Origin of the sequence: Clostridium sp. YIM B02569 (assembly GCF_022320765.1) — a bacterium.
Classification (GTDB): Bacteria; Bacillota; Clostridia; order Clostridiales; family Clostridiaceae; genus Clostridium; species Clostridium beijerinckii.
This window is the reverse complement of sequence record NZ_JAKJJX010000023.1, coordinates 1-14,691: the sequence shown is the minus strand read 5'-3', so window position 1 is coordinate 14,691 and position 14,691 is coordinate 1. Positions and strand designations below refer to the sequence as shown.

Sequence of the window (14,691 nt, the reverse complement as noted above, 5' to 3'; positions counted from 1 at the left end):
TGAAAAAATATACATAGATGCCCAGATTAATAGTGTTCTACATAATATGGAAATATAAAATATAACTAATGACAATGGGATTAGATAAAAATTATGCTTCTAAGAATTACGGATAAGTTAAATGTTAAATTCTCGGAAGTTTAATAAACATGAGCAAAAATGAAAATTATCCTATAGGAGCGTTTAAGAGGAGTGGAAGCACAAGAAAATGTTGAAGTAATTATATAAGAAAAGCAAATACATGGTGTGTTATAAATAGAGGAGGATCACAATGAAAAACGTAAAAAAAATAGTTGTGTATGCTGTGATTATTGCAGTTATTGCAGGGGGAGCAACTGTAGTTAAAAGTAAGTTATCAACAAGTGCTAAAGGCAAACCAACTCAGGCAGTTGCAAGCAAAACATCGGTAGAAGTACAGACAGCTAAAACAGTAGAAAAAAATATGGGAGATACATACAAGGCTAGTTTAGAAGCTGTTCAGCAAGGTACAGTAACAAGTAAGATAGCAGCAAAAATTATTTCTGTATCAGTTGAAAATGGACAATATGTAAATGCGGGTGATACAATAGCAACTTTAGATGATCAAGATATACAAAATAGTATAAAAACTGCACAAGCTCAAATAGCTGTAAATGAGAAACAAGTAGAAGTCGCAGAGCAATCATTAAATGTATCCCAGGCAGCCCTGCAAAAATATAAAATTAATTTAGATGATGCTCAGCGTAATTATGATAGACAAAAAACATTATTTGATGGTGGAGCCATATCACAAACAGATCTTCAAGCATCTGAAAAAACTTTAAATTCAGCTAAGGCAGATTATGATTCAGGAAATGCAAGTATTCAAAGTTCACAAGCAAGTATTGAAACAGCAAAAGCAAATTTAGAAGCACAGAAGGTAGCTTTGGATAAAAATCAAAGTGATTTAGCCAATACAGTAATTAAAGCACCGATAAGTGGAGTGATAAGTGGTAAAAGTATGAATGTTGGGCAAATGGCATCTACAGGTACAGCCCTTGCAATTGTTAATGATGTATCATCTGTATATGCAACAATACAGGTACCACAAGAAAAAATAAGTGAAGTAAAAATAGGACAGGCAGCTACCGTTATAGTTGAAGGAAGTGACCAAACTCATAATGGAACAATACAAACTATTGATGCAGCAGCTGATCCAACTTCAAGGGTATTTAACTGCAAAGTTAAAATAGATAACAGTGATAAGTCTTTATTGCCAGGTATTTATGGAAAGGTAACGCTTGTAAGTGATCAAAACAATGAAATAATCACTGTACCAGTCAATGCTTTGGTAGGAAATGAGGGCGACTATTATGTTTTTATTAATGATAATGGAACGGTTAAGAAAACTAAAGTTACTATTGGAGAAACTAATGGCAATAATGTAGAAATAGCATCTGGCATTAAAGATGGAGATCAAATAATCTGTTCAAATACAAGTACACTGCAAGACGGTAGTGAAGTAGATGCAGTAGTAAAGCAAGATGACAGCACAGAAGACACAACTTCTAAGTAGGAGGGACCATAGGTGAATATAGCAAATATTAGTATTAAAAGACCAGTATTTATCACAGTTATCATGTTAGTTTTTGCGATTGTGGGTATGGTATGTTATGAAAGATTAGTTGTTAATGACATGCCAGAAGCTGAGAATGCATCAGTTTCAGTTTCGATTACAGAAACAGGAGGATCTCCAACAGATATAGAGACAAATGTTACAAAAACTGTAGAAGATGCAGTTGGAAAAATTTCAGGAGTTAGTCATATAACATCAACTGTAACAGAAGGAAGTTCAAGGACTAATATACAATTCGATTTAGATAAAGATCCAGAAGTTGCAGCGCAAGAAGTTAGAGATAAAGTTTCAAGTATCAGGGGGTTACCAAGTGATATAGATACACCGATTATTTCTAAATTCGATTCATCAGCAACATCAATTTTATCTGTTGCTGTTTACGGACTAGATGATAATCAACAATTATCAGATGTTGTTGATAATATTGAAAAGAAATTATACACAGTTTCTGGTATTGGTTCAGTAAATATATCTGGTGAAGATACAAGGGAAATCCATATAAAGTTAGATAATAATAAGCTTTTAAAGTATGGACTTGCAACAACTGATGTATCAAATGCTATTAAAAGAGATAATGTAGACCAATCTACAGGTAAAATCATCGATAAAGATAATGAAATTTCTGTTAAAATAAGCAGCAAGATAAAAAAAGTAGATGATTTTAAGAATATTTTAATAGCTAATAAAAATGGTACAGAAATTAGAGTAAAAGATATTGCAGAGGTTGAGGACGGAGTTGCAGATAGAAGCAGTTATGCATATTACGATGGAAAGCCAGCAATTGGTATTGATATAGTAAAACAATCTGGTTCAAATACTGTTCAATTGGCAGATGATGTAAAAAAGACATTGACTAAGCTTAAATCTTCTTTACCAAAGGGGGTGCATGTTGATATTGTAAGTGATGACTCAGTATCAATACAAAGTACAATAGATAGTGTTTTAGAAACTATGAGAGATGGGTGTATATTAGCGGTTGTCATAGTATTCTTATTTTTAAATGAATGGGAAAGTACCCTTATAAGTGCAACAACACTTCCAATTTCAATAATAACAACTTTTGTTTGCATGAAAGTAAAAGCTTTTTCTCTAAATACAATGACTTTAATGGCATTATCAGTTGCAGTAGGGCTTTTAATAGATGATGCGATAGTTGTTATAGAAAACATTGTGCGGCATTTGCATATGGGAAAATCCCCAAGAGAAGCAGCTAGAGAAGCGACGTCTGAAATAGGCTTTGCCGTAATAGCTACAACATCAGCTGTTATCTCTGTATTTTTGCCGGTATCAATGGTAAGCGGAACAATTGGAAGATACTTCTTTCAATTTGGACTTACAGTTGTATTTAGTATGGCAGTTTCGTTATTTATATCCTTTACTCTTGTGCCTATGCTGTCATCTAAAATGCTAAGAATAAAAAGAAATAAGAAAGAAAATATTCTTAGCAAATTCTTTAAGGGATTTAATAGTAAGTTTGAAATATTAGCGCATAAGTATTCAAGGCTTTTAGTTATGTCTCTTCATCATAGATTAGTAATTATAATAGTTGCAGGAGTTATGTTTGCAGGAAGTCTTACACTTATTTCATCTCTTGGATTTACTATGATGCCATCAACAGATAATAATCAAGTGACTGTAAGTGCAAATTTTGATTCAGGTATAACATTAGATAATGCATCAGAAAAAGCTAAACAAATTGAAAGTATTATTAAGAAATATCCAGAAATCAATGGCATGTATACTACTGTTTCAAAAAGTAGTTCATCAATTAAAATAGAACTAACAGACAAAAACAAACGTAAAGAAAATTCAAGAGATTTTGCTAGAAAACTTAGTGGAAATCTACAGAACATACCAGGAGCACAAGTTTCAGTAGCAGCTGCCTCTATGGCAAGTGGTGGAAGATCATCAAAAGATGTTACTTTTGAGCTTGTTGGAGACAATAGGGAAGAGCTTCAAGCTTTTGGACAAAAAGTAAAAGAAGAATTGGCTAAAGAGTCTGGGGTAAGAGAAATAAGTAGTAATGATAAATCGGGTCTTCCAGAAATAGCTTTAGAAGTTAATCGTGATAAAGCAGCAGATTTAGGAGTAAGCAGTTCGGATGCTGCGACTACATTAAAGACTTTATTTAGTGGTACGACTGTCACTAAGTATGATGATGGAAAAAATAGAGATGACGTAGTATTGTATTTACAAAAAGATCAACGTGCAAGTCTTGATAATCTTAAACAAGTTTATGTTTCAGGTTCAAATAATAAGCTTGTTCCTTTATCAGAAGTAACGGATGAGGTTTTTGAAACAGCGTCAGCACAATTGACTAGATATGATAGACTTGCAGAAATGCAGATTTCTTGTAATATTTCAGGTTCAGCTTCAGGTACTTTCATGAATGCCTTCATGAAAAAGATTCAAACTCAAATGAATATGCCAGAAGGAATCTCAGTATCTTTAGGAGGAACTGGAGGATCTATGACAAGCAGCCTTGGAAGTTTAGAACAGGCAATGGCAATGGCAGCCTTATTCTTATATTTAGTTATGGCAGCACAGTTTGAAAGCTTTGTTGATCCTATATCCATATTATTCTCTTTGCCACTTGCAATTATTGGAGCTGTTTTAGGTTTATTTGTTTGCAAAACTCAATTAAGTTTAATGTCAATAATAGGTATAATAATGCTTATGGGCTTAGTTGCAAAGAACGGAATATTGCTTATAGATGCGGCTAAACAAAGAATTAACGAAGGCATGGAAAGAGAAGAGGCTATAAAGCAATCGGGTTTAATACGATTGCGACCAATAGTTATGACAACTTTAGCTATGATCTTTGGGATGATTCCTCTTGCCGTATCTAAGGGTATGGGTTCTGAAATGCGTGCACCAATGGCAGAAGCTGTAATTGGTGGATTAGTTACTTCTACAATTTTAACATTATTTGTAGTACCAATCATGTATACAGTTTTTGATGATTTGAAAAGAAAGTTTAGAAAAAAGATTCATTCTAAAGAATCACAAGGAACAGAAGATATGAATGAAAATATAAGTTTATAAAGTGAAAGATAAAAGAGATTATTCAAATTCATTTAATAGAAAGCAAAGCTTTGAATTGTTTGGGGAATTAAGATAAAAAATAGAATTTAATATATAGAAAAGAGATAGCAGGGAGAATGGGGGAATTGCTATCTCTTTTTGTGTTTGAGTCTGAACAATTATATTATTTGCAGAACATTGAGAAATATTCATTAAAGATAATTAAAAATTACTTAAAGAGCATTCTGGCCAGTCAATCCTTTATTCCTGTGTAGGATTATTTAGATTATATTCAAATATATCATCATTATCTGACATATAAATATTTCCGTTCGAATCCACATCAGTACTATAGTAATTTTTATCAGGTAAAATGTTAAGTAAATTGCCATTAAGGTCAAATTTATAATTTCCATTAAAACTTTTTACATATAAATTATCGCTATTATCTATAGAAATTGTCTCAATGTTGGTATCTTCATTATTAAGTTTTAAATCTAAATATTTAATGAAATCTCCATTAGAATTATATACATATATCTTTTTGCTATATTCACTAAAGATATAAATATTACCAGAACCATCTAATGCCAAGTCAGCATTCATACCTGGATCATCTTTATTAGCTTTCTTTATAATATTATTAAAACGAGCAAGTATTGCTCCATCAGAGTTTAGCTTAAATAATGTGTTTTCTGTTGCTGAAGAAGTTAGCAAATATATATTATTATCCTTATCAACTGCTAAAGGTCCATAATAATCATTTCCCTTAAAAGTTGAGGATAAACTACCGTCAGCTGTTTTGTATTTTTGAATCGTGCTGCCAGAAGAGACGTATAAATTTCCATTCATATCTGCAGATAGTCCTTTAATCAGTTTGGAATCATTTTTATCTCCATTTATTTGAATCATCTTAATGAATTCACCAGAGTTATTAAACTGCTGAATCCTCCCATCAGTGTAATCTGCTATCCAAACATTATTATCAGAATCTACTGTAATATATCTTGCGTCATTTAATTTTCCAGAATCTGTACCTTTTCCGCCAAATATAGCGACTAATTCTCCAGCAAAATTACTGTTATTAATAGAAAGAATTTTTATATTTAACTCTTCAAGCTTTTTCTTGAGAGTAGAGTTTTCAGGATCCAGTTTTAATTGATCTTCTATATTAGATCTTTCTACTAAATAATTATTAAGCTGAAGCTTTGTTGCGTTTTCACTAGTATTACCACTATTGCTATCAATAATAGATTGAATTTTATTGTCCAATTCTTTAAGTTTTTCTTTAAGATCAGAGTTTTCAGGATCCATCTTTAGTTGGTTCTCTATATTAGATTTTTCTGATGAATACTTATTAATCTGAAGTTGTCTGCCATATTCACTATCATCATTGGCTATAATAACAAAAGCTTTTGGATAAGCTTTTATATACTTTACATTAAACTTGACTCCAGTTGAAGGATAGGAGTATCTATTAAGTGAATTATTATGAACAATATTAAAATCTGATGATAAAAAGTAAGTTGAAATAGCATTGCCATCATTCTCTGGTTTAATCATAACATTATAACGATAGACTCTTTCATTATTATATTGGTCTGATGTTGGCGAATTATCTAAAATTATAGCTTCTCCTTTTTCACCAAAATTGTCAATAATAATATTAGTTAAAAAATGTCCTACAAAGATATTAGCAATAATAATCACAAAAAAGATTATAGAGAATTTTGCTAAATAGAATCTGGCTTTTTTGGGGAAAGCAAACTGACTAATTATACCAAAAAGAATACATCCCCAAATACTCAGCACTGGGTGAGATTTTAATATAACCAAAAGAATAGCTATATATGTCATTTTATTACCTCCATAATGTTAAAAAATATTCAATACACATAACTTGTATTTTTAAGCATGTTTTTTTTTATATATATTCATGATATGGCTTTTTAGATATGTATTGAGTAGATTTAAATTTATTTTATTAAAATTAGCTTTAGTAATATGAAAGAAAATAGCAAGTACAAAATATAAAGGCAGATTGATTTAGTATTTTTTTATAATGCCTTATTATATCAATAATAAAATTTTCAATCAAGAAAGAATTGAAAAATATGTTACTTTATGCTAAAAATTATATGCTTTTTGTAAAATTTAGTTCCAATCTTTTTATGTATTGTATATTTGAAATCATATTAATCTGTTTTCATTATCTGAGAGAAACATAGAATTCTGATTGAAGTTTAGAAAGGGGAATTCAAAGAATCAGAAGCTCAATCAAAAAAGGAAGCCGATAAAAGGGTTGCATGGTTAATATCTATAAAGGTGAATTTGTAAATGATAAAATAGAAGGAAGAGGTACATTTAATTACGCTAATGGTGCAAAATACCAAGGTGAGTGTAAGGATAGAGAAATGAATGGGATAGGAACATTAATAATATGCGCCAAGAATGCGGGCTTAGAGTTATTTTGTATAAAATAGAATTTATATTTAGTATTTTTTGTTTACTATGAGCTTCAATTGTAGAATTCATGGAAGAAAAAACTAGGGAATAATTTTATAAGCAGTAGCTAGGCAATTCAGCTACTGCTTTTGTGGTTTATATTCCTGATAAGGGATGTTAATTGTAACTCCACTTTCATCAAATTTATAATTTGTACCATTAAGAGGAGTGTTGCCAGAAATTAGATTCATTCCTATTGTATAAATTGCATTAGCATGAGCACGTGAATCTTGTACAACAGTACCTGTCATAATACCTTGATTAATTAATTCTTGAGCTTTTGGCAAACCATCAATACCAACAATCGGAATGTTTCTTGAGTTATAACCTTTATTATAACCATATTTTTGGAGCGTTTTAATGGCACCTATTGCCATGGCATCATTATTAGAAATTATTGCTTCAATTTTACCATCAAGTGTTAATAAAGTTGATTCCATTGAAGTTCTGCCGCATTCCTCTTCCCAATTGCAAGGTATTGATAAAAGCTCTTGAGTTTTTATTCCTGCTTCATTAATTGCTAATATAGAATATTTAGTTCTTTCAATTGTTTCTGGGCTATTAGATGGGCCCTTTAACATAATATATTGAATTATATTATCTTTATTTTTATCTAATTTTTCTTTATTAGCATTCCATGTATCTACTATGATTTTGCCTTGAATAATTCCAGACTGATCAACATCTGTATCAATAATAACAGAATTATGATAATTTTTTATAAAATTTACTATTGGTTTAGTTTTTGCATAGTATAAAATTAATGGAATGTTCTTTTGTGCTACTTTATTAAGAGTATCTTGAAGCTGATCCATATTAGTGCTGACTGGATTTAATACAAGAAGATTAAAATTCTCATTGAGTGCTTTGTCAACATCTTCATTTTGAATAACTTGGTTTCCATTAGCATTAAAAAAAGTAAATTGAACTTTATTTTCATTTTGTTTTTGAATATCCTCTAAGTTTTTCTTTACGTTAGAAATAAATAGATCACTAAAACTATTTAAGAATACACCTACTTTAAGTGGAGTTTGAGAACTAATATCCGGGCTAGCATATGTAGTTTGGCTAATAATATATAATAAAAATATAGATATGAAAGTAAGAGACAATATCTTTTTTAATATCTTCATTTTAATCCTCCGTGCACACTTGTCAAATTATAATATTCAACATTAGATTATCTCTCAATGAAAAATTTATACTATATGGAAATCATTTTTTTAGAATTAGAAGTGCAACACTAAATGTAAAATAACATAAAAAAATCGTAGGTGATTCTGGAACTGTAGATTTCAGAATTAGTCTCTCCAATAACTTCTCATAGATTTAACTTAAATATGAATTTCTAGAAAATAAAAAATAGGCTTATAAAAATAAAAGCCTATTATCTTAAAACATCACTTTCAATATAATTTAGATTTTTTCTTAGTTCGGATGCTATATTCCAAGTTATATCTCCATTTTCAAATAAAGATTGTATAGTATTTCTTTCTAGTTGCATTGCTTTAATTTGAATTTTTTTCTTTTCATACTTGCTAGATTTTCCTAAGATTGGTTTGCTTGCAACCCAATAGACACCTTGATAATATACAATTATTTTCTTTAGCGTTTCTTCATTTTCAGGAGTGATGATAGATTTAACATATTGAATTAAGTATTTTGCATTAGTAGAATAAAGGTCTTTCATGGCTAAATCTTTTAATTGTTGTTCACTTCTTTTTTTGTTTTCAATTCCTCTTAATATATACCTAAGTTTTTTAATATTAAAAATTAAAGAAGAAATCCGCATTAAAGCCTCTTTGAAAATCAACGAAAAACCTTCAACTGATGACATTAATTTGATTTTATTTCTAACTGATTTTTCATAAAAGTATGCAGTTGATTCATCTATCTTATTTTCTTGTAACATCTTTCTGGTATTTTCAATTTCTTTTTTAAAACATATAAGCATCCATTTCTTTTCCTCTTTGCTGCTCCTGTTCCAGTTCTTATAATAAGAATTTCCACGTTTTAATTGATGAATACGATATTTATACTCGCTTATAATCATATTAATGTACTTTTTATTATCAAGTTCTAATTTTAATTTATTTATAGTGTTAGCCCAAACTTTTATCTGTGCTTTATTCATTATCTGTAAATAATCGGTCTCTTTAGGGATATTTTTGTTAGCAAATAGGGGTAATATGAAAGTTGTAATAAGAAGTGTAGTTAGAATTACCCCAACGGACAAAAATAAAATTAATGTTCTCTCAGGAAAGGGCTCTCCATTTTCTAATGCTAAAGGAATGGAAAGAACTGTAGCTAAAGTGACAGCTCCTCTTACTCCTGAAAGGGAAGTTAAAAGTGCAGCGTGAAATTTAACACTTCTTTTTTCTGCTTTGCAGGCATTATCTCCAAACTTATACATAAATAAAACCCATAGATATCTAAGTGTAAGTAAGGATAATGTTATTAATAAAACATCAATGATGGCTTCAAAATTATTGATTGTAGCTTCATAAAAAGCAATTTTAATTATATTTGGCAGTTGCAATCCAACTATTATAAATATAAGACCATTTAGAACGTAGGCCAAAACTGACCAAGTATTTTCTGATACAGCATTTAGTCTAGCGTTTCTAAACTTTAGCTTTTTAGATGATAGTGAATATACCATTCCAGCTACAACCACAGCTAATATACCTGAGACTTTAAATACTTCCTCTGATACAAGATATATTATAAATGGTGTTAGAATTTGAAGTAGTATTTCAACTGTAATATCCTCCATTCCAAGACTTCTTATCCAAAATTCAAATTTAATTAGAATATTCTCTAAAACGAATCCTGCAATTATTCCCCCTATAGATACTATGAAAAAACTCATAGTTGCATCGAATAATGAGAATGTTCCAGTTAGTGCTGCAGCTAATGCAAATTTAAAAGATACAAGGCCTGATGCGTCATTCATAAGTCCTTCGCCTTCGATAAGATGAAGCACTTTCCTTGGAAGTGAGATTTTTTTTGAAAGTACGCTAACCGCAACATAATCAGTTGGAGATAAAGCAGCTGCAAGTGCAAAAGCTGAAGGCAACGAAATAGATGGAATTAACTTATTTATAATGAATCCAACTAATATTACTGTTGCGATAACTAAAGCTAGTGCCATTAAAAGTATATTTCTCCTCTGTTTCCATAGAGATCTTTTATCTGCATTTTTTCCATCACGGAAAAGAAGGGGAGCAATAAACATTACTAAAAATGTATGAGGATCTAGCTCAATGCTAAATTCTGAGTGTATTATTGCGATTAGTGATCCAATTGCAATTTGTACAATAGGAACTGATAAGGAAGGTATAAATCTACTTATTATAGTTGATAGTAAAATGCAAATTAATAATATTAAGATATAAGTAAACATATATAATCCTCCTTATTTAATATTTATGTAAAAGCATATAATTAATGCTTTATGTGAAATTTGATAGACTAACAGAAAATACACTAATTATAGTATATTAAATTGCTGAGAGTTTATGTAAGAGATTTATTTCTCGGATTTAATGCTTGAATCTCATATTATATAGGTTTTAAACGATATAGTCCATTCTTTTATAAAATTATTTGTTTTGTATTGCCTAATAGTTTTAAGAGAAACTTTAATAAATTAAACTTTTTTAATATATATTGCAAAAATAATTCTTCATTATAACTCTAAAAATATTGCAAGAGTTTTAGCCCTAATTGTGAATTACAACATATATATATTAAAAAACACTTGGTAATTTACAGCAAACCTTTTATCGACAAGTCAGTATTGTCGAATATAACAATTTTCGATAAAAATAATAAGTATTGACAGTAAAAGACATCACATATATAATGGTAATGTGATTAAATCATGGTAAAAGTTAATATAATTAAAGTTATAATAAAGTCTTGTTTTATGAAATGAGACTTTTTTGTTTTTATGATACAAGAATTCTACTTTACAATAAAATTTTGCAAAATAATTACTTATAAATATTTAATATACTTACGATAAAGGGGAAATAATAATGAAGTTAAAGAAAATTAAACTAAAAAGTATTAGAACCAAGCTTGTTATGAGTTTATTAGGAATATGCTTAATTCCTTTGATAATTCTTGGATTTGGTGCCAATGAACAAGCTAAATCCATCCTTAATCAAAAATTGAAACTTACAAGTCAACAAACTCTTTTAGAATTAAATGATGGAATTGATAACTATTTCAGTGGGTTTGTAAGCATGACTAAAGCATTATCAACTAATTATAATTTTGTTAATTCTGATAAAGATGAATCATACTTAGCTATAACTAGTATGTTAAAAGATGTCAAGGAAAGTGATAACGATATCTTTAGTACATATTTTGCAAGTGTAGATGATAAATTTGAAATATATCCTAGTGAGAAAATGCCAGATGGATATAAGGCTAGTGATAGGGATTGGTATAAACAAGCAATAGAACATAAAGACCAAGTTATAATAACTTTACCATTCAAAAGTGCCCAGACTGGAAAAAATGTTGTATCTATAGCTAAGGCAGTAGAAAAGGATGGAAAATTAGTTGGGGTATGTGCAATGAACGTATCTTTAGATGCAATTACAGAAAAGATATCAACTAAGAAAATAGGGAATACTGGATATATATTTGTTTCAGATATAGATGGTCAAAATATGATAGCGCATAAGAATAAAGATTTAATTGGTACAGATGTAGCGTCTAAGCAGCCATTTTGGCAAGATGTAAAAAATAATAATGCAGGATTTTTGACATATGAATTTAATAATACAAAGAAATTTGGAGTATATGGGACAAACCCTACTACTGGATGGAAGGTCGTAGCTACTCTTGATGAGAAGGAAGTAACTAATGATACCAATTCAATACTTGCGACAACAGTATACATATCTTTAGTTATATTAATAATTTGTATAATGCTATCATTATTCTTAAGTAAAGGTATAGCACAAAATATTAAAAAGCTAAAAGAAGTATTTGAAAAAGCTTCAAAGGGAGATTTAACTGCATCGATAAATTTATCTACAAAGGATGAATTTATGGAGCTTTCACAATCCTTTAATGATATGATATCTAATATATCAAAGCTTATAGAAAATGTTACAGCATCATCTAAAATAGTATTAGAGACATCGTCAAACCTAGCAAATATGTCGGAAGAGGTAACGGCATCAATAGAGGAAGTCTCAAAATCAATAGAAGACGTTTCACATGGTGCGGTTAATCAGTCACAAAATGCCCAGCATGGGGTTTTAGAAATGAATGAGCTATCAGGTAAATTGGATGAAATTAATGAAAATTCACATGAAATGGACAAACTTTCTGCAAATACGAAGGAATTAGGAGCAAAAGGATTATCTATGATTGATACTTTGATAGAAAAATCAGATAAGACTAAAACTGCTACGGATGAAGTTAATGGTATAGTTCAAGAAATGGCTGAAAATACTAAAACAATAGATACTATATCTGAAAAAATATCTCAAATAACAGAACAGACAAACCTCTTATCATTAAATGCAAGCATAGAGTCAGCTCGTGCGGGTGAAGCGGGAAAAGGATTTGCTGTTGTAGCTGAGGAAATAAGAAAACTTGCAGAACAATCTAAAGTATCTACTGAAGAAATAAAGGAGATTATTGTAAATATAAGAAATAAGTCAGATAAAGCAACGGGGGCTATTATAGCTGCTGAAAATATAGCAAAAGAACAGGAGTTAGCAGTAAGTAAGACACTGGAGATATTTAACGAGATAATAGAATCAATTGGAGTAATGAGTGCTAAAGTTAATGAAGTAAAAGCATCTGTAATTGATATAAATAGAAGTAAACAAAGTGTAATCGTGGAAATCGAAAATATTTCATCAATATCACAAGAAACTGCAGCTGCATCAGAGGAAGTTAGCGCATCAACAGAAGAGATAGATGCTGCTATGGTTAGATTCACTAAGCATGCTGAGGAACTTCAATCACTTTCGGAAATGTTAGGAGAAGAATTAGCTAGATTTAAGATAAATTAATAATAAGAATTACAAATTTAGGTTTCTAAATATCTGTAGATAGATATTTCAGATACTAAACTATCAATGAATTCAACATAATAAAAATGCTTTTTACGTGGCGATTAAGCTATGTAAAAAGCATTTTTTAGCTTTAGCTTATACAAGTTAAAGTGTTATTGTATTAGATAAATAGGATCAAAATATTATTTGGATTTAAACCCTTGCTTATTTCTAGTTGTGAGATATTATCTAACTTATAATTAATTCATCTATATAACAATATTTATGATATTTATGTATCCAATAAAATAATAGAGTGTTACTATTAAATATATGTTGAAGTTTACAATGAACATTTCACAATTCACGATTATGGCTAAAATTCTAGCAATATTTTTAGAATTATTGATGAAGAAGTATTTTTGCAACATAATAATATACAATACTTAAGAATAGGAATGGAGTGGGATAAATGAAAAATACTATAGTGGTGAAAGCAATGAGAGAGTCTGATATAGATCAAGTAATTAAACTGTGGAGAGATATTTTTGGCTCATCATTTTTAGAAGAATCTGTGACTAAAGAACAATTAATCACATATTTAAAAAAGAATCCAAAAGCTAGTTCTGTGGCATGCAACGAAGATGGGAAGGTAATTGGAGCTTTATTATGTGGCAGCGATGGCATAAGAGGATTTATATATCATATTGCTATATATAGTGAATATAGAGTTAATGAAATCGAAAAAAGAATGTTAGATCGTTCTTTGGGAAAATTGAAGGAAATTGGAATAAAAACTGGTTTTATATTTACGCAAAGCAGCAATCATGATATGGAAGTAGCTTTTAATTCTATAGGGTGGGTTGTGATTCCTAATGAACTTAATTTGGGAATTTAGCCTACAAAGTAGATGTATAGATATTATATAAATACCAGAGATATATATGGCACTTTATAAATATTATAATGAAAGCTATAATATACATATTTAACTATAATAGATACTATGTGGACAACTACTTCTAGTGTGTCAATATAAATAAAAACCATGAATTTGAAGAAATATGACGAATACTATGAATAATATCATTAAATGGATAAATAATAAAGAATATAAGTATAACGCAGATGATATGATAAAACACGTCGTTAAGAGACATGATTTTAGAAATAACTTAATCTTATTAGATACCTATAGGAAAGGAAAAAAATCTTTTGAGAAAGTTATTGACAAGATTAAATAACGATGGTAAGATGTAATTCGTCGCTGAAAAGCACAGAATTCAATAACTTAAAGCTGGTAAAATGTTTGAGAAAAATGTTTGGAAAGTTTTTAAAAAAGGTTGTTGACAAAGTCTGAAAGCGATGATATACTGAGTAAGCTGTCAGAAACGACAAAAACTTGTAAAGCCTTGTAATAAGAAGGCTTAGAAAGAAAAAATGGTCTTTGAAAATTGAACAGAATAATATAAATACATTTAAGTAAACCAGCAATTTTTATTTGAGTAAGCTAAGATTAAACTTTTTATTGAGAGTTTG

General features: G+C 29.6%; 9 protein-coding genes. 6 read left to right on the top strand and 3 right to left on the bottom strand.

Going from position 1 to position 14,691, the window contains the following annotated elements; all coding sequences use genetic code 11:
- Positions 1-271: 271 nt before the first annotated feature.
- Complete coding sequence (locus L3B96_RS19235; protein WP_238948302.1) at positions 272-1,534, top strand: efflux RND transporter periplasmic adaptor subunit; 1,263 nt, start codon at positions 272-274, stop codon at positions 1,532-1,534.
- Positions 1,535-1,546: 12 nt separating this feature from the next.
- Positions 1,547-4,639, top strand: coding sequence for an efflux RND transporter permease subunit (locus tag L3B96_RS19230; protein ID WP_238948301.1), 3,093 nt, complete (start codon positions 1,547-1,549; stop codon positions 4,637-4,639).
- Between the two features lie 240 nt (positions 4,640-4,879).
- On the opposite strand, the gene L3B96_RS19225 is transcribed toward L3B96_RS19230, so the two are convergent.
- Complete coding sequence (locus L3B96_RS19225) at positions 4,880-6,475, bottom strand: NHL repeat-containing protein (protein WP_238948300.1); 1,596 nt, start codon at positions 6,473-6,475, stop codon at positions 4,880-4,882.
- A 449-nt stretch (positions 6,476-6,924) separates the two neighbouring features.
- Here L3B96_RS19225 and L3B96_RS19220 point away from each other — a divergent pair, with 449 nt between their 5' ends.
- Positions 6,925-7,101, top strand: a complete 177-nt coding sequence (locus tag L3B96_RS19220; protein ID WP_238948299.1) for a hypothetical protein — start codon at positions 6,925-6,927, stop codon at positions 7,099-7,101.
- Positions 7,102-7,203: 102 nt separating this feature from the next.
- Here the strand turns inward: L3B96_RS19220 and L3B96_RS19215 are convergent, their stop codons facing one another.
- On the bottom strand, positions 7,204-8,256 hold the full coding sequence (locus L3B96_RS19215) for a galactose ABC transporter substrate-binding protein (RefSeq protein WP_238948298.1): 1,053 nt from the start codon (positions 8,254-8,256) through the stop codon (positions 7,204-7,206).
- A gap of 254 nt (positions 8,257-8,510) precedes the next feature.
- Positions 8,511-10,529: a Na+/H+ antiporter gene (locus L3B96_RS19210; protein WP_238948297.1), complete on the bottom strand. Its 2,019-nt coding sequence runs from the start codon at positions 10,527-10,529 to the stop codon at positions 8,511-8,513.
- A 637-nt stretch (positions 10,530-11,166) separates the two neighbouring features.
- On the opposite strand from L3B96_RS19210, the gene L3B96_RS19205 reads away from it, so the two are divergent.
- From L3B96_RS19205 to L3B96_RS19195, 3 genes are all read left to right on the top strand, one after another.
- Positions 11,167-13,170 (top strand): methyl-accepting chemotaxis protein, encoded by a 2,004-nt coding sequence (locus L3B96_RS19205; RefSeq protein WP_171788157.1) that lies wholly within the window; start codon positions 11,167-11,169, stop codon positions 13,168-13,170.
- A gap of 454 nt (positions 13,171-13,624) precedes the next feature.
- Entirely contained in the window at positions 13,625-14,050 is a 426-nt protein-coding gene (locus tag L3B96_RS19200) for a GNAT family N-acetyltransferase (protein ID WP_012059107.1), read from the top strand.
- A gap of 178 nt (positions 14,051-14,228) precedes the next feature.
- Positions 14,229-14,396, top strand: coding sequence for a hypothetical protein (locus L3B96_RS19195; protein ID WP_171788158.1), 168 nt, complete (start codon positions 14,229-14,231; stop codon positions 14,394-14,396).
- Positions 14,397-14,691 lie beyond the last annotated feature (295 nt).